The organism is Vibrio sp. 661 (assembly GCF_033339315.1).
GTDB lineage: Bacteria > Pseudomonadota > Gammaproteobacteria > Enterobacterales > Vibrionaceae > Vibrio > Vibrio alginolyticus.
Genome location: NZ_JAWOUJ010000023.1, coordinates 35,014 through 51,643, shown reverse-complemented (window position 1 = coordinate 51,643; position 16,630 = coordinate 35,014). Strand labels below are relative to the sequence as shown.

At 45.3% G+C, this 16,630-nt stretch carries 13 protein-coding genes and 1 pseudogene; 10 read left to right on the top strand and 4 right to left on the bottom strand.

What is annotated here, in order from left to right:
* The 4 genes and pseudogenes from R7P69_RS22685 to R7P69_RS22670 all read left to right on the top strand — a co-directional run.
* Window positions 1-71, top strand: a pseudogene (locus R7P69_RS22685) (elongation factor Tu); the annotation flags it as partial.
* 331 nt (window positions 72-402) lie between these two features.
* The gene (locus R7P69_RS22680) at window positions 403-591 is read left to right on the top strand and encodes a bacterioferritin-associated ferredoxin (RefSeq protein ID WP_318121697.1); all 189 of its coding nucleotides are present in this window, start codon (window positions 403-405) and stop codon (window positions 589-591) included.
* Between the two features lie 93 nt (window positions 592-684).
* Window positions 685-1,161, top strand: a complete 477-nt coding sequence (bfr, locus tag R7P69_RS22675) for a bacterioferritin (RefSeq protein ID WP_005381359.1) — start codon at window positions 685-687, stop codon at window positions 1,159-1,161.
* A 206-nt stretch (window positions 1,162-1,367) separates the two neighbouring features.
* Complete coding sequence (locus R7P69_RS22670) at window positions 1,368-2,645, top strand: malic enzyme-like NAD(P)-binding protein (protein WP_005381358.1); 1,278 nt, start codon at window positions 1,368-1,370, stop codon at window positions 2,643-2,645.
* A 112-nt stretch (window positions 2,646-2,757) separates the two neighbouring features.
* Here the strand turns inward: R7P69_RS22670 and metJ are convergent, their stop codons facing one another.
* Window positions 2,758-3,078 carry a met regulon transcriptional regulator MetJ gene (gene metJ, locus R7P69_RS22665; protein ID WP_005381353.1) on the bottom strand — a complete coding sequence of 107 codons (321 nt, stop codon included), beginning with the start codon at window positions 3,076-3,078 and terminating at the stop codon, window positions 2,758-2,760.
* A 225-nt stretch (window positions 3,079-3,303) separates the two neighbouring features.
* On the opposite strand from metJ, the gene R7P69_RS22660 reads away from it, so the two are divergent.
* The 3 genes from R7P69_RS22660 (at window position 3,304) to metF (ending at window position 8,053) form a co-directional block, all read left to right on the top strand.
* Window positions 3,304-4,464, top strand: a complete 1,161-nt coding sequence (locus R7P69_RS22660) for an O-succinylhomoserine (thiol)-lyase (RefSeq protein WP_005382793.1) — start codon at window positions 3,304-3,306, stop codon at window positions 4,462-4,464.
* A gap of 15 nt (window positions 4,465-4,479) precedes the next feature.
* A complete protein-coding gene (locus R7P69_RS22655; protein WP_064377339.1) occupies window positions 4,480-6,888 on the top strand; it encodes a bifunctional aspartate kinase/homoserine dehydrogenase II in 2,409 nt (802 codons plus the stop codon).
* Window positions 6,889-7,150: 262 nt separating this feature from the next.
* Window positions 7,151-8,053, top strand: coding sequence for a methylenetetrahydrofolate reductase (gene metF / locus R7P69_RS22650; protein ID WP_005381345.1), 903 nt, complete (start codon window positions 7,151-7,153; stop codon window positions 8,051-8,053).
* Window positions 8,054-8,123: 70 nt separating this feature from the next.
* On the opposite strand, the gene R7P69_RS22645 is transcribed toward metF, so the two are convergent.
* The 3 genes from R7P69_RS22645 to argE all read right to left on the bottom strand — a co-directional run bounded on the left by R7P69_RS22645 (window position 8,124) and on the right by argE (window position 13,131).
* The gene (locus R7P69_RS22645; protein WP_005382791.1) at window positions 8,124-8,663 is read right to left on the bottom strand and encodes a PadR family transcriptional regulator; all 540 of its coding nucleotides are present in this window, start codon (window positions 8,661-8,663) and stop codon (window positions 8,124-8,126) included.
* Between the two features lie 425 nt (window positions 8,664-9,088).
* Window positions 9,089-11,722: a phosphoenolpyruvate carboxylase gene (ppc, locus tag R7P69_RS22640; RefSeq protein ID WP_005381336.1), complete on the bottom strand. Its 2,634-nt coding sequence runs from the start codon at window positions 11,720-11,722 to the stop codon at window positions 9,089-9,091.
* Window positions 11,723-11,994: 272 nt separating this feature from the next.
* The gene (gene argE, locus R7P69_RS22635) at window positions 11,995-13,131 is read right to left on the bottom strand and encodes an acetylornithine deacetylase (RefSeq protein WP_238952130.1); all 1,137 of its coding nucleotides are present in this window, start codon (window positions 13,129-13,131) and stop codon (window positions 11,995-11,997) included.
* A gap of 144 nt (window positions 13,132-13,275) precedes the next feature.
* Here argE and argC point away from each other — a divergent pair, with 144 nt between their 5' ends.
* The 3 genes from argC to R7P69_RS22620 all read left to right on the top strand — a co-directional run bounded on the left by argC (window position 13,276) and on the right by R7P69_RS22620 (window position 16,392).
* The gene (gene argC, locus R7P69_RS22630) at window positions 13,276-14,280 is read left to right on the top strand and encodes an N-acetyl-gamma-glutamyl-phosphate reductase (RefSeq protein WP_005382790.1); all 1,005 of its coding nucleotides are present in this window, start codon (window positions 13,276-13,278) and stop codon (window positions 14,278-14,280) included.
* Between the two features lie 21 nt (window positions 14,281-14,301).
* Window positions 14,302-15,093, top strand: coding sequence for an acetylglutamate kinase (gene argB / locus R7P69_RS22625; RefSeq protein ID WP_005382789.1), 792 nt, complete (start codon window positions 14,302-14,304; stop codon window positions 15,091-15,093).
* Window positions 15,094-15,177: 84 nt separating this feature from the next.
* Window positions 15,178-16,392, top strand: coding sequence for an argininosuccinate synthase (locus R7P69_RS22620; protein WP_005381332.1), 1,215 nt, complete (start codon window positions 15,178-15,180; stop codon window positions 16,390-16,392).
* Window positions 16,393-16,630: the final 238 nt, after the last annotated feature.

Genomic DNA, 16,630 nt, shown 5'->3' with positions numbered 1-16,630 from the left:
GTCTACGTTTCGCGATCCGTGAAGGTGGCCGTACAGTAGGTGCTGGTGTTGTTGCTAAGATCTTCGACTAATTCATAACGAATTAAACGAAATCTTGCACTGTTCTTCTTTTTGAAGAAAGCGCATCGAAAAGGGAAGCTTAGGCTTCCCTTTTTCATTTCTAGATTACATTTAGTTATAAGTGTTGAAATAAAAGACGTCACTTTTTCGATTTAAAAACAGAGTTTTACCGGCTTTGTTTCTTAACGCTTTTACTCACCCCTCTTAACCCTTTGATCTTTTCCTGCAGCGGTAAAATCGTTATAACCAAATATTCTGAGCGGACACCATAATGCGACTGGTAACAAGAACTATTCTTGTTTATATTGTTTGTCACAGATTAGTTTTATAGGTTTTTTGAGTATGTACGTTTGTCTTTGCCATGGTGTCTCCGACAAAAAAATTAGGAAGTTGGCGATAGATGAAGGCGTAACAGATATTAAAGGAATCAAAAAGTGCACGGCATTGGGCAGCCAATGTGGTAAGTGCATCAAACAGGCCAAGGAAATTTTAGCGGAAACTAGTTACACGGAATTTAAACAAGCCAGCTAATTGCTGTAAGTATGCAGTAATTATTTGCCTTACATTTTGACACCTTCTCATTTGCTTCTACATTTAAATGAAGCCAAAGAGGAGGGTTTTGTCATGAAAGGCGATCCAATCATCATTCAACATCTCAATAAAGTGCTCGGTAACGAGCTCGTCGCTATTAATCAGTATTTTCTTCACGCCCGAATGTATAAAGACTGGGGCTTAAAGCACCTAGCAGACAAGGAATATCACGAATCTATCGATGAGATGAAGCATGCCGATCATCTAATTGAGCGTATTTTGTTCCTTGAAGGCCTACCGAACCTACAAGATTTAGGTAAGTTGATGATTGGTGAAGATACCAAGGAAATGCTCGAGTGTGATTTAAAGCTTGAAATGGCGGCTATTCCAGATTTAAAAGATGCGATTGCCTACGCTGAAGACATTCGAGATTATGTGTCTCGAGATCTCTTCCAAGATATTCTTGAAGATGAAGAAGAACATGTTGATTGGCTAGAGACGCAACTTGGCTTGATTGAAATGTCTGGTATTGAGAATTATCTCCAAGCGCAATACGTGGACGAAGAGTAACGATACTTTCTGAGTTTGCATACTCCAATAATAGTAAGAAGAAAGAGCACCTGACTCGAAAATCAGGTGCTTAACCCCGTTATCTGGTCTAATCTCTTTTATTATCGGCTTTTTAAGGATATTGCTCGCAATCTTGCCTATGAAGTTTGATTTCTATCCGATAGAATTTATGCCCCCTTACCTAAAAATAAAAAAGAGAAACGTCCATGTCTGAAGACAACCACCAAGCAGCCACTCCAGAAGAAGAACATCGCCAAAAAGCATTGGATTACCATGCTTATCCAACTCCAGGAAAGATTGCTGTCGAACTGACAAAGCCTGCGGAAACGGCGGGTGATCTTGCCCTTGCTTACAGCCCTGGTGTTGCAGAGCCAGTGCGTGAAATCGCACAAAACCCGGATAACGTGTACAAGTACACTGCAAAAGGGAACATGGTTGCTGTTATTTCTAACGGTACCGCTATTCTAGGTCTAGGTAACCTAGGTCCACTTGCATCTAAGCCAGTGATGGAAGGTAAAGCGTTACTGTTTAAGCGTTTTGCAGGTCTTGACTCTATTGATATTGAAGTTAAGCACCGCACGATCGATGAATTTGTTGATACTGTTGCGAGCATTGCAGACACTTTTGGCGGTATCAACCTTGAAGATATTAAAGCACCAGACTGTTTTGAGATTGAAAAGCGTCTGATTGAACGTTGTGATGTACCAGTATTCCACGATGATCAACATGGTACTGCTATTGTAACGGCAGCGGGTATGCTGAATGCAATCGAACTTCAAGGTAAGAAACTTGAAGATTCAACAATTGTTTGTCTTGGCGCTGGCGCTGCCGCTGTAGCGTGTATGGAGCTTCTGATCAAATGCGGCGCAATGCGCGAAAAAATCTACATGCTAGATCGCAAAGGTGTGATTCACACTCGTCGTGATGATCTTAATGAATATAAGCAGCTATTTGCGAACAATACAGATAAGCGCACACTAGAAGACGTGATTGAAGGTGCAGATCTGTTCCTAGGTGTATCTGGTCCAAACCTATTGCCAGCGGAAGCGTTGAAGTTGATGGCAGATAAGCCAATCGTATTCGCATGTTCTAACCCGGATCCTGAAATCAAGCCGGAACTTGCTCACGCAGTTCGTGATGACTTGATCATGGGTACTGGCCGTAGTGATTATCCTAACCAAGTTAACAACGTATTGTGTTTCCCATTCATTTTCCGCGGTGCTCTTGATGTGCGTGCAAGTGAAATCAATGATGAAATGAAACTTGCAGCCGTTGAGGCGATTCGTGAGCTAGCAAAAGAGCCTGTACCTGAAGCCGTATTGAAGGCTGCAGGTGTTGATAAGCTAGAGTTTGGTGCGGACTATATTATTCCAAAACCAATGGATTCACGTTTGCTACCACGTGTTGCAAAAGCGGTTGCTCAGGCGGCGGTTAATTCAGGTGTAGCTCGTATCGAGATGCCTGAAAACTACATGGCAGAGTAATATATCTTTCAGATGTGATACACAAAAATGGGACGCTATTGCGTCCCATTTTTTATGTCATTCATTTGGCTCGAGGCAAGAGTTATTACCTGAAACCTCTTATCAGGCTTTTTTATTCTTCGTCGAATGACTCAAATTCGATGCCCATTTCCGTCATCAGCGCTTTTACTTCTGTTGGAATATCATCAGGACGGTCTTTACGAAGGTCTTCATCTGTCGGAAGTGGCTGACCTGTGTACGCGTGCAAAAATGCCTCGCATAGCAATTCGCTATTGGTTGCATGGCGTAAGTTATTGATCTGACGGCGAGTACGCTCATCAGTTAGCACCTTTAAAACTTTTAGCGGGATAGAGACGGTAATTTTTTTTACTTGTTCGCTTTTTTTGCCGTGCTCTGCATATGGGCTAATGTATTCGCCATTCCAGTCAGCCATTGCACACCTTCATTTATGTAATCGGTTAAAAATAATTTAGGTGCTGATTTTAGCTGCATTTACCGCCATAAGCAAAGACATATAGACGTCTAGAAGTGTTGACGTCTCATTTTTTGACGAGTAAAGTGAACATAACAGCAAAGGAAGCGTGTTGATCACTTTATGTTACTCATTAGATATAGCGCATTCCTATTTAGAAGTCATTACCCGTGAAAGGATACACCCATGAGCACTCGCAAACCTGCGACCATTGCAGTACGCACTGGTATTGAATCAGACAGCCAATATCATGCTGTCGTTCCACCTATTTATCTTTCCACTAACTATGGTTTTCCTGCTTTTGGTGAAGTGCCCAAGTATGATTACACACGATCTGGTAATCCAAACCGCGGACTGTTGGAAAGTGCGCTATCTGAACTTGAGTCTGGAAAAGGAGCGGTTGTTACTAACTGCGGTACGTCGGCATTAAATTTATGGGTTTCCGCTTTTCTCGGCCCAGATGATCTCATTATTGCTCCTCACGATTGTTATGGTGGTACCTATCGTCTTTTTAATACCCGAGCTAACAAAGGCGATTTTAAGGTTCAGTTTGTCGATCAATCAGACGAACAGGCTTTAGATGCTGCATTGGCACAAAAACCAAAACTCATTTTGCTAGAAACTCCGTCAAACCCTCTGGTTCGCGTAGTGGATATTGCAGCTACTTGTGAAAAAGCGAAACAAATCGGCGCGTTAGTTGCGGTGGACAATACCTTTTTGACACCCGTGTACCAAAAACCTTTAGAGCTAGGTGCGGATTTTGTTATCCACTCCACAACAAAGTACATCAACGGTCATTCGGACGTAATTGGTGGAGTAATCATCACCAACACAGAAGCGCATGCAGAAGAGCTTGCATGGTGGGGTAATTGTATTGGTGCAACGGGCACACCTTTCGATAGTTACATGACACTGCGAGGTATTCGTACGCTTGCTGCTCGTATGAGAGTACATGAAGAGAGCTCACAGCAGGTACTAGCTTACCTACAGAAACAAGCGTTAGTTAAAACTATCTATCATCCAAGCCTGCCGGAACATCCAGGTCACGACATTGCTAAAAAGCAGCAAACGGGCTTTGGCTCTATGTTGAGTTTTGAGTTTGCTGGTTCGTTTGAGCAGTTAAAGGTGTTTGTGAAAGAGCTCCAACTGTTTTCATTAGCAGAGTCATTAGGTGGTGTAGAAAGTTTGATTTGCCACCCAGCATCCATGACGCACCGTGCAATGGGTGAGGAGGCGCTGGCGGAGGCTGGGGTCTCTCATCAACTATTGCGTTTGTCTGTCGGTTTGGAAGATGCACAAGACCTCATCACAGATTTAGAACAAGCGTTCGCTAAAGCTACCCAGTAATAGGAGACGATAACAATGACTGTACAACGTCAGCTGCATAAGTTTGGTGGCAGTAGCTTAGCAAACCCAGAATGCTACTTACGCGTTGTGGGTATTCTCAAGGAGTATTCGACAGAAAATGATCTTGTGGTCGTCTCTGCTGCAGGAAAAACCACTAACCGCTTGATTGAGTTTTTGGAAGGGTTAAGTAAAGATGGCCGAATTGCGCATGAAGCGCTTCAAAGCTTGAGACAGTTCCAAACTGAGCTAATAGAAAGCTTGTTGGAGAGTGAAGCAAAAGAAGAGCTGTTAGCTTTATTACATGATGAGTTCAGTACTCTCTCGGAGCTGACTGCACCACTCACTAATGCGCAAAAAGCCGCGGTACTGGGGCACGGAGAAGTGTGGTCTGCTCGCCTATTGGCCGCGTTATTATCTCAACGTTCTATCCCTGCGGTTGCACAAGATGCACGAGCGTTTTTACGTGCAGAAGCGGGAACTCAACCAGAGGTTGATCGCGCTCGTTCATACCCTTTAATTAAAGAGATCCTCGCGCAGCATAACCATAAACGTGTGGTAATTACTGGCTTTATGGCTCAGAACGAGGCAGGAGAAACCATCCTACTTGGTCGTAACGGCTCTGACTATTCTGCAACGGTCATAGGCGCGCTTGCTGAAGTCAGTACTGTCACGATTTGGAGTGATGTTGCTGGTGTCTATAGTGCCGATCCACGTTTGGTGTCTGACGCTTGTTTATTACCGTTACTTCGATTGGATGAAGCCAGTGAACTTGCTCGCTTAGCTGCCCCAGTGCTACACAGTCGTACGCTTCAGCCTGTGGCGCAAAGTACCATGGACCTTAATCTCAAGTGTAGCTATCTGCCAGAGTCGGGTTCTACTCGTATTGAGCGTGTATTGGCATCTGGTCGTGGCGCTAAAATTATTACTTCACTGGATGATGTTTTATTGGTGCAGTTGTCTTTCATGCATGGGCACGACTTCGAAAAAACACAGAGTGATGTATTACAAGCGTTGCAGCGCGCGCAATTAGAGCCATTGGCATTTGAAGCTCAATCCGATCAGCATACGCTACGCTTGGCTTACACCGCAGAAATCGCCGGTGGTGCATTGAAACACTTGCAAGAGCTTGCGGTAGAGGCAGAAATTAAGCTAAAAGAAGGTTACTCGCTCTTAGCTGCGGTAGGTGCAGGCGTTACGAAAAACGCCAATCATTGCTTTGGCTTTTATCAGAAGCTAAAGCACTCTCCGGTAGAATTTATCTCTGAAACAGACTCAGGGCTGAGCCTAGTCGCTGTTTTGCGCCGTACTGATACCGAGGCGTTGGTTCAAACGATTCATAGCCAGTTGTTCCAAGCGCAAAAACGCGTGGCAGTGGCTTTATGTGGCAAGGGTAATATTGGTTCTAGTTGGTTAAATTTATTTGCGACGCAAAAAAGTGAGCTCGAAAAACGTCATGGTATGAGCTTTGATCTTGTCGCGGTTGTGGATAGCCAAACCTATTGGTTCGATGAGCAAGGTATTGAGGCGGTGAGTGTTGCTGAACGATTTGATGATGAAAGCATAGCAAACAATGGGGATTGGCTGGCACGTTTGGGAGCGCTTAAAAGCTACGATGAAGCCGTCGTGCTTGATGTTACCGCGAGTAAAGATTTGGCTCAGCGCTACGTAGAAATCGCACAGCAAGGCATTCATTTGATTTCCGCCAACAAAGTGGCCGGTTCCGCAGATAGTCAGTACTACCATCAGGTTCAAGATGCATTCGCTAAAATTGGTCGTCATTGGCTATACAACGCAACGGTTGGTGCTGGGTTACCGATAAACCATACCGTGCGAGATCTTCGTGACAGTGGGGATGAAATCGTCGCTCTATCGGGGATTTTCTCGGGGACGTTATCATGGCTGTTCCAACAGTTTGATGGTTCTGTGCCATTTAATGATTTAGTCGATCTTGCTTGGCAGCAAGGGTTAACCGAACCTGACCCTCGTTCTGATTTAGATGGCTCCGATGTAATGCGTAAGTTAGTCATCTTGGCTCGAGAATCGGGCCTAGATATAGAACCAGACAGCGTTAAAGTTGAGTCTTTGGTGCCAGAAGAATTAAGAGAACTGAGCTTAGATGATTTCTTCGATAATGGAGCATTGTTGAGTGAAATACTTCAAGAGCGTCTGACAAAAGCACAGAGAAACGATCAAGTGCTTCGCTATGTGGCGCGTTTAGAAAAAAATGGTAAAGCAACGGTGGGAGTCGAAGCGTTATCTCGTGAGCACGCGCTCGCCAACTTATTGCCATGCGATAACATTTTTGCCATAGAGAGCAAGTGGTACAAAGATAACCCTCTGGTAATTCGAGGACCAGGCGCAGGCAGAGAAGTGACAGCCGGCGCTATTCAATCCGACCTCAACCGATTGGCTGGTTTATTTTAAAGTTGCGATTGACCTAAAAACCCTGGAATTAATCCAGGGTTTTTTATTCCCCTATCAGTGCCATACTGAAGTCATAACCCGTGCAAAATGGCGAGATGATGCTCAAGTAGAAACTTGAACTATCTTCATTATTAACTTGAGAAAAATTCATAATTACAAGGTTGACATTAAATCGTATTCAATACATTCTGTAGACATATAGACGTCTAAACGTCGATTTTAAGGATTTGTTTTCGTGGCGGAGTGCCGCAGGGAGAGTAAGATGGGATATACGCACGCAGGCCATATCGACGCCTTGAACCAGAATATTGCTGAGTTATCAGATAACATCAATGTATCGTTTGAGTTTTTTCCGCCAAGCAGCGCTAAGATGGAAGAAACACTTTGGAATTCAGTGCACCGTCTTAAAACGCTTCAACCTAAATTTGTTTCTGTGACTTACGGTGCGAACTCCGGCGAGCGTGACAGAACACACTCCATCATTAAAGAAATTAAAGCAACAACCGGATTGGTTGCCGCTCCCCATCTCACTTGTATTGATGCGACTCGTGAAGAGTTGATTAATATTGCCGATGATTATTGGAACAATGGTATTGAAAATATCGTCGCTCTGCGTGGTGATATTCCTCCAGGTGGCGGTGCGCCTGATATGTATGCCTCGGATTTGGTTGAGCTGCTGAAATCACGCCACGATTTCGATATCTCCGTTGCTGCATTCCCTGAGGTTCACCCTGAAGCTAAAAGCGCACAGTCTGACTTATTGAACCTAAAACGTAAGGTAGATGCAGGTGCAAACCGTGCTATTACTCAGTTCTTTTTTGACGTTGAGTCTTACCTGCGATTCCGTGACCGTTGTGTCGCAGCAGGAATTGACGTAGAAATTGTGCCAGGAATTTTGCCTGTATCGAACTTTAAGCAAGCGTCTCGCTTTGCGGCACAGAACAACGTGAAAGTACCAGGATGGATGAGCAAACAATTCGATGGTTTGGATGATGATCCGGTGACTCGCCAGCTTGTAGGAGCTAGCCAAGCTATTGATATGGTGCGTGTACTGAGTCGTGAAGGGGTTAAGGACTTTCACTTCTACACACTAAACCGTGCAGAGATGACTTACGCGTTATGCCATACGTTGGGTGTTCGTCCTCGCGCAGTAGTCGGTGCGTAAATCTGGTTTCAAAAAGATAAAAGGCTTGCCAAGTGGCAAGCCTTTTTCGTTTTATCAAAGCAAAAGGAGTTTAACCAATCACTTCAAGTTCAGTTAGAACTTCTTCTGCCCAAGTGATCCAAGTTTCACGTAACAGAAGGTTACGGCGAAGCGTTAGACGTTCTAGGCGAGCTTGTTTATCTAAAGTTGACGGCGTTGCGTAGTAAGCCGCTTCAATTTCTTTGTAGTGAGAAACCAGTTTGCGAGACTCTTCAACTAGCTCGGCGAGTTGGTCACGGAATGGAGCTGCAGGTTGAACGGCACATGCCATCAATTTCGCTGAAAACTCATCACGAACTGTTGGGTGTGCAGTTGGTTGATCAAACCACTCTCCTAAAGCGCTGCGACCAGCGTCTGTAATGGAGTAAACCTTGCGGTCTGGTTTGCCTTCTTGGGGTTCTAATACGCAAGTAACCAGTTCTTTCTCAGCCATTTTGTTGAGTTCACGGTACACCTGTTGGTGGCTTGCTTTCCAGAAGTAACCGATGCTAGCAGAGAATTCTTTAGTGATATCGTAACCGGTTGCGTCGCGAGTGCTAAGAACAGTTAAGATTACGTGTGGTAATGACATGTCTTCAATCCAAATGGTCAATAAACTTGTAAACAAGCTACTTATACTTTCAGCTGCGCTCTTACTGGCACTTGAGTTTTTTAATGTATAAGTAGCACCAACAATGTTGGTCCTGTCACCTTAAAGCCGTTTATCACCTAGAGAGATGGGGAGTCCCATCAAGGCTGGAGCAGGTATGATTGGATTTATGAGCTCTCAGCAGGCAAGTAGTATATAAATAATAAGCATGAAGTGGAATAGTAGGACAAAATTACCCTAAAAAACTAACATAATAATCAATAGTGTTAACTTGTGGTTTTTTATTCTTTTGTTTTGGTATTTTTTGGGTCTCTAGTGGTTTATTTGACTGCTTTTGTTTTGGTGCGATTATCCTGTGATAAAAAAAAGCTGAGCATTTGCCCAGCTTTTTATTAAAAATGAAACGATTAGCCTGTGTTGCGCATACCAGCAGCAATACCAGCAATCGTCACCATCAACGCTTCTTCCAAGTTTGCAGAAGCTTCTTCGGTTTGACGCGTGCGGTATAGTAGCTCTGCTTGTAGCATATTCAATGGCTCAACGTAGATATTGCGTAAGCGAATCGACTCGAGTCCCCAAGGGTCATGCTGCATCAAGTTTTCATTGTTCTCTACATTCAGTACCGCTTTGATGTCTTCTTGAAGCTGAGCACGAAGTTTTTCACCGAGTGGACGGAGCGACTCATCCACCAATCGCTCATCGTAGTAGCGAGAGATATCAATATTACACTTCGAGTACACCATCTCTAGCATGCCGAGACGAGTAGAGAAAAACGGCCATTCGCGGCACATCTCTTCGAGCAATGCTTGGTGGCCTTTATCGATCGAGTATTGAATCGCTTCGCCTGCGCCTAGCCATGCAGGGAGTACCAAACGGTTTTGGCTCCATGAGAAGATCCACGGGATTGCACGTAAGCTTTCTACTCCGCCCTTAGGGTTTCGTTTTGCAGGACGAGAACCAAGTGGCAACTTGCCGAGTTCGAGTTCTGGTGTTGCTTGGCGGAAGTAAGGCACGAAATCTGGCTCGCCACGAACCACATTTCGGTAAGACTCACAGCTTACTTCTGATAGCACTTCCATCAAGTCGCGCCATTCTTGTTTTGGCTCCGGTGGCGGTAACAAGTTGGCTTCCAGAATCGCACTTGCATATAGGTTAAAGCTGTTTACTGCGACATCTGGGAGTCCCAGTTTAAAGCGGATCATTTCGCCTTGCTCTGTTACACGTAAACCGCCTTTCAAGCTTTTTGGTGGTTGCGACAAAAGCGCAGCATGCGCAGGTGCGCCACCGCGACCGACTGTGCCCCCACGACCATGGAATAGAGTTAGCTCAACGCCTTCTTCTTCAGCCACTTTAACTAACGATTCCATCGCATGATACTGAGCCCAACCAGCAGACATAACACCTGCATCTTTCGCTGAGTCAGAGTAACCAATCATGACCATCTGGTGGTTTTGGATAAAACCACGGTAAAGGTCAATCCCCATAAGCTGCTTGATGACCGATTCTGCGTTGTTCAAATCGTCTAGCGTTTCGAACAGAGGACACACATCCATGCGGTAAGGGCAACCAGCTTCTTGTAGCAGTAGATGAACGGCTAGTACGTCAGAGGCGGTACGTGCCATTGAAATAACGTAAGCGCCAAACGCTTCACGCGGTTGTGCTGCAACAATCTTGCAGGTATCCAAAACCTCTTTGACGGGTTCAGACGGTTCCCAATCACGAGGGAGAAGCGGGCGTTTAGATGCAAGCTCGTTAGTTAGAAAAGCAATCTTATCTTGCTCGCTCCATTGTTCGTAATCACCAATACCTAAGTAGCGAGTTAGTTCAGACAAGACGTCTGAGTGACGCGTGCTCTCTTGGCGGATATCAAGACGTACAAGATGGATACCAAATGCTTTTACGCGGCGTAGTGTATCCAGTAGTGAGCCGTTGGCTATTACACCCATGCCACATTCGTTTAGTGACTGGTAGCAGGCATACAGCGGTTCCCAAAGTTGCTCGACTTTTTGCAGTGGTGCTTTAACAGCCAGCTTTTGACCGTGGATCTTAGCATCGAGAATATCTTTGGTTTCATTGAGCAGAGTGCGTAATTGCTTCAGGATCGCACGGTATGGTTCGTGCTGATCTTCGCCAGCAAGCTCACGGACTTGATCGTTTGAAACTGTCATAGACAGCTCGCTGATCAACTCGTTGATGTCATTGAGATAAAGATCGGCGGCTTTCCAACGAGACAAAAGTAAGACTTCACGCGTAACGTTGTGAGTAACAAACGGGTTACCGTCACGGTCACCACCCATCCAAGAGGAGAAGTGCACTGGGCGAGCATCAATGGGTAAACCTTCTCCAAGGTAAGATTTTAGACGGTCATTCATCTCACGTAGGAAGTCCGGTACTGCTTCCCATAGCGAGTTTTCAACGACCGCAAAGCCCCACTTTGCTTCATCCAACGGAGTTGGGCGTTGTTGTCGAATCACGTCTGAATGCCAGCCTTGGGCAATCAGTTGCTCTAGGCGGCGTTCGGTTTTTCTGCGCTCTTTAGAAGAAAGATCGCTTAGCTCCAACTTTGATAAGCACTCGTTTATCTTGACCAGTTTGTTGATCATCGTGCGGCGCGTAATTTCTGTTGGGTGAGCCGTCAATACCAATTCAATATTTAGATCACGAACCGCTTGGGCAGTGTCCAGTTTGCTCACATCGTTTTGTACCAGTTTAGAAAACAGCGAGTTAATCGCGTCTGGCTCGCAAATGTGCTCTTCACAATGGCGTGAAATCGTGTGGTATTGCTCAGCGATATTGGTGAGGTTTAGAAATTGGTTAAACGCGCGAGTAACGGGCGTTAGCTGCTCATCAGGTAGATGTTTGATTTCTTCGATCAAGCTGTCCCTGTCTGCTTGATTCCCTGCTTGAGCTGATTTGGATAATTTACGAATGGTTTCCACTTTCTCGAAGATTTCTTCGCCATGGGCATCGCGAATGGTGTTACCCAATAAGTGGCCTAACATGCGCACATTACTTTTGAGTGCGGCGTATTTCTCGTTCATTGTCGTCCTGCCTCGTAAAAAAACTACATCCATTGTCCTTGTTAAGACTCCAATCTAGCGAAAAGCACCAGTTATAGTCAAATAAAGCAGACTAAGTTTGCAATTATTCCGCTGTCTCCTGATTTAGAGCAAATTTACGGCAGCCATAGAGTAAGAAGTGAAAATTAATTACAAAATAACAAGTTAAATAAGTGTTAAGACTCGCGCTAAATTGTGAAGATAAAAAGATGCAGCTCAATCGAGCTGCACAGACTTTCGAGCTTAAACGCGTATTAACAGCAGTACTTGACCATCGCCTTTGAAAGCACATCAATTGTGGGGTCGATAAAGTCGAAGGATAGAAACTCATCCGGTTGATGGGCTTGGTCGATTGACCCAGGGCCGAGCACCAAGGTTGGACACAACTGCTGTAGAAATGGTGCTTCAGTACAGTAGTTCACGGTTTCTGAACTGGTATGGCAGATCTCTTCAACACCACCAATAAATGGGTGGTCATGTTGGCATTCGTAACCCGGAATAGGCTCATGCAATGGAATAATCTCCAGTCTCCCAGGCCATTTCGCTTCGACTTCTTTTAATGCTCCGCGCAACATGTTCTCTAAACCATCAAGGCTAATGCCGGGAAGAGGACGCACGTCGTAATGCAGCTCACAGCAACCACAAATACGGTTAGCGCTGTCACCACCGTGAATGTGTCCAAGATTTAGGGTAGGGCTTGGAATGGCAAAACCCGGATGGTGATATTCTTTAATCAATTTGTCACGCAGTTGCATCATGGCGAACATGACTTCATGCATGATCTCAATAGCGTTAACGCCAAGCGCTGGGTCCGATGAGTGACCGGACTTGCCTGTTACGCGAATGGCATTTGCCACATGCCCTTTATGACCTCGAATTGGTACAAGGCTGGTGGGTTCACCAATGATGCAGTAATCCGGCTTAAATGGGGCGTTTGCTGTGAAATGTCGCGCGCCCAACATGGTGGTCTCTTCGTCACAAGTGGCTAATACGTAAAGTGGTTTGCTCTGCTTGCTCCAATCGACTTTCTTCACTGCTTCATAAATAAAGGCGAAAAAGCCTTTCATGTCTGCTGTGCCTAAACCGTAGAAGCGGTTGTCTTTTTCCGTCAGTTTATGCGGATCAAAATTCCATCGCCCTTGATCGAATGGCACGGTATCGCTATGGCCAGCAAGTAAAAGGCCACCTTCACCCTCACCCATACGTGCGATCATATTGTGCTTGCCTGGCTCGACTTCGATCACTTCAACGCTAAAACCCAGATCTTTAAACCAAGATGCGAGTTTTTCGATGACTTTTGCATTGCCCTGATCCCAGCTCGGATCCGTGGAGCTGATAGAAGAGGTGCTGATGAGTCCTTCATAGACCTCTAGAAAAGTTGGTAATTGCATGGATTCTTCAAATCTCCTGTTGACAGACAGACCACAAAAATGTAAAACACATATTAAATCATATTTAATGAATAAAAAATCAAAATAAAGCAAAAATTAAATATGAATAGTCATTTGAGCCTTTAAGTATATGGATGTTACACAATGCTAAAAACCACGATTATTGGAGCCAGCGGTTACACCGGCGCAGAGTTAGCGTTAATGGTTAATAAACACCCACAACTCACGCTATCAGGTTTATACGTTTCCGCCAACAGTGTTGATGCGGGAAAGAGCATCGCGCAGCTGCACGGTAAGCTAGCGGGCATCATTGATATGCCAGTTTTACCACTAACGGATCCACTGCAAATCGCTCAAGAATCGGACGTGGTGTTTTTGGCAACGGCTCACGAAGTCAGCCATGATTTAGCCCCAACTTTCTTGGAGGCAGGCTGTCAGGTATTCGATTTATCGGGTGCATTCCGTGTGAAAAGTGAAGGCTTTTACGACACTTTTTATGGCTTCGAACATCAACATAACAACTGGCTAGATAAAGCAGCATACGGCTTAGCAGAGTGGAACCAAGAATCAATAAAAACCACTCCTTTGATTGCAGTAGCAGGTTGCTACCCAACCGCTTCACAGCTTGCAATCAAACCTTTATTAGAACATGCGTTGCTCGATACCAACCAATGGCCAGTGATCAACGCAACCAGTGGTGTATCAGGTGCAGGGCGTAAAGCCTCCATGGTTAACAGCTTCTGTGAAGTGAGCTTGCAACCTTATGGTGTATTTAACCATCGTCACCAGCCAGAGATTGCTCAGCACTTGGGTTGCGATGTGATTTTTACTCCGCACCTCGGCAACTTTAAACGCGGCATTCTTGCCACTATCACCATGAAGCTTGCGCAAGGTGTGACAGAAGCACAAGTGGCACAGGCGTTTGAACAAGCTTATCAAGGCAAGCCTGCGGTGCGTCTTAAAGGCGACGGTATTCCACGTATTCAGGATGTCGAAAATACCCCTTTCTGCGATATCGGCTGGAAGGTACAAGGCGAACACATCATTGTGATTTCAGCTATCGACAACCTACTTAAAGGTGCATCGAGTCAAGCGATGCAATGTCTCAATATTCATTACGGTTACCCAGAACTGACAGCGTTGCTGTAGTCGTTGAAAGAGGGAAATGCGATGACGCAAACCAATCAAGCTCCTTTAGTCATTAAGCTAGGTGGTGCAGCTCTATCATGCACTCAAACCTTAAGCCAACTTTTTGGTGCCATTGCGGCTTACCAAAAATCGGCACAGCGACAAATCGCCATCGTTCATGGCGGTGGTTACCTAGTTGATGAGTTGATGGCAAAGCTTCAGCTTGAAACCGTTAAGAAAAACGGTTTACGCGTAACGCCTTACGATCAAATTCCTGTGATTGCAGGCGCGCTTGCAGGCACTGCGAATAAGTTACTTCAAGGTCAAGCGATTGCGGACGGTCTTAACGCTGTGGGCCTTAGCCTTGCGGATGGTGGTTTGTGTCTTGTTGAAGAACTTGACCCAGAACTCGGCGCGGTAGGCAAAGTATCACCGGGTGACTCAGCACTATTACAAGCGGTGCTAAACACAGGTGCACTGCCGATCATCAGTTCAATTGGTTTAACCAAAGATGGCCAGATGATGAATGTGAATGCTGATCAAGCAGCAGTCGCGGTTGCGGGCGCATTAGATGCGGAGTTAGTCCTGTTATCAGACGTGAGTGGTGTATTAGATGGAAAAGGCCATTTGATCAAAACCCTGTCAGAGCAGCAAGCTAACTCGTTGATCGATGGACATGTGATCACCGATGGCATGATCGTCAAAGTTAAAGCTGCTTTGGAGGCCGCCAATGATCTTGGCCGTCCAATTGAAGTCGCGACCTGGCGTTACCCAGAAAAATTAGCACAGTTATTCGCTGGTGAAAGTATTGGTACTCAATTCTTGCCTCAATAAGCATCAGCAAAAGAATTCAATATTAGGAAGTCGTAGTTGGCACTGACCGCCGAGCGCAGCGCCAGTTAAGTTTGGAGAAAAAACATGAGCAAAGTGAACGTAAATAAAGTGGTAGTCGCATACTCAGGCGGTCTAGATACTTCAGTAATTATCCCGTGGCTAAAAGAGAACTACGACTGTGAAGTAGTGGCTTTCGTTGCCGATGTTGGTCAAGGTGCCGAAGAGCTAGAAGGCATTGAAGCGAAAGCAAAAGCCTCTGGTGCTTCTGAGTGCTACATCGCTGACTTGAAAGAAGAAATGGTCGCAGACTACATTTACCCAACGCTAAAAACTGGCGCGTACTACGAAGGTAAGTACCTGCTAGGTACATCAATGGCGCGTCCAATCATTGCCAAAGCGCAGGTTGAAGTGGCACGTAAAGTGGGCGCGGACGCTCTGTGTCATGGCTGTACAGGTAAAGGTAACGACCAAGTACGTTTTGAAGGCGCATTCGCAGCACTAGCACCGGACTTACAAGTGATTGCACCTTGGCGTGAGTGGGACCTAGTGAGCCGTGAAGAGTGTTTGGATTACCTAGCTGAGCGTAATATTCCTTGCTCTGCGTCTCTTACTAAGATCTATTCACGTGATGCAAACGCATGGCACATTTCGACGGAAGGCGGCGTTTTAGAAGATACGTGGAACGCACCAAACGAAGACTGCTGGGTGTGGACTGTCGACCCAGAGCAAGCGCCAAATGAAGCGGAATACGTCACGCTGAAAGTAGAAAAAGGTGAAGTGGTCGAAGTTGATGGTGAAGTGATGACACCATACAACGCACTGGTTTACCTAAACGAGAAGGGCGCTAAGCACGGTGTTGGCCGTATCGATATCGTGGAAAACCGTCTTGTTGGGATGAAGTCTCGTGGTTGTTATGAAACACCGGGAGGCACCATCATGATGGAAGCGCTGCGTGCTGTAGAGCAGCTTGTGCTAGACAAATCATCATTCGAATTCCGTGAGGAGCTAGGTCTAAAAGCGTCTCACCTTGTATACGATGGCCGTTGGTTTACGCCACTATGTAAATCGATCCTTGCCGCTTCAGAAGAGCTAGCGCAAGACGTTAACGGTGAAGTGGTTGTTAAGCTCTACAAAGGTCAAGCGACAGTGACGCAAAAACGTTCTGACAACAGCTTGTATTCAGAAGAGTTCGCGACTTTTGGTGAAGATGAAGTTTACGACCAAAGCCATGCAGGTGGGTTTATCCGTCTTTACTCGCTATCAAGCCGTATTCGTGCATTGAACAGCCAGAAGAAATAATCCCTTAACATCCATCTCGGATTGAATAAAGACCCGCCATTTATAGGCGGGTCTTTTGGTTTCTAAAAGCGGGTATCTAAAGTTAGTTTGAATATATATGTAAAAATATTGAATTTATACTTTATTTTTTATCGAAATTGCCGTAACGTTGACCCATAAGAAAAAGTGAGCTAATGACCATCAAATTGGTTACTACTCATTCGAGAACGTTAGAGTAAGCAATAGTCATCAGGAGAGA

Bases quoted from the DNA above. Each gene is read 5' to 3' on its own strand.
- R7P69_RS22680 (WP_318121697.1), top strand. From the start codon at position 403: ATGTACGTTTGTCTTTGCCATGGTGTCTCCGACAAAAAAATTAGGAAG.
- bfr (WP_005381359.1), top strand. From the start codon at position 685: ATGAAAGGCGATCCAATCATCATTCAACATCTCAATAAAGTGCTCGGT.
- R7P69_RS22670 (WP_005381358.1), top strand. From the start codon at position 1,368: ATGTCTGAAGACAACCACCAAGCAGCCACTCCAGAAGAAGAACATCGC.
- metJ (WP_005381353.1), bottom strand. From the start codon at position 3,078: ATGGCTGACTGGAATGGCGAATACATTAGCCCATATGCAGAGCACGGC.
- R7P69_RS22660 (WP_005382793.1), top strand. From the start codon at position 3,304: ATGAGCACTCGCAAACCTGCGACCATTGCAGTACGCACTGGTATTGAA.
- R7P69_RS22655 (WP_064377339.1), top strand. From the start codon at position 4,480: ATGACTGTACAACGTCAGCTGCATAAGTTTGGTGGCAGTAGCTTAGCA.
- metF (WP_005381345.1), top strand. From the start codon at position 7,151: ATGGGATATACGCACGCAGGCCATATCGACGCCTTGAACCAGAATATT.
- R7P69_RS22645 (WP_005382791.1), bottom strand. From the start codon at position 8,663: ATGTCATTACCACACGTAATCTTAACTGTTCTTAGCACTCGCGACGCA.
- ppc (WP_005381336.1), bottom strand. From the start codon at position 11,722: ATGAACGAGAAATACGCCGCACTCAAAAGTAATGTGCGCATGTTAGGC.
- argE (WP_238952130.1), bottom strand. From the start codon at position 13,131: ATGCAATTACCAACTTTTCTAGAGGTCTATGAAGGACTCATCAGCACC.
- argC (WP_005382790.1), top strand. From the start codon at position 13,276: ATGCTAAAAACCACGATTATTGGAGCCAGCGGTTACACCGGCGCAGAG.
- argB (WP_005382789.1), top strand. From the start codon at position 14,302: ATGACGCAAACCAATCAAGCTCCTTTAGTCATTAAGCTAGGTGGTGCA.
- R7P69_RS22620 (WP_005381332.1), top strand. From the start codon at position 15,178: ATGAGCAAAGTGAACGTAAATAAAGTGGTAGTCGCATACTCAGGCGGT.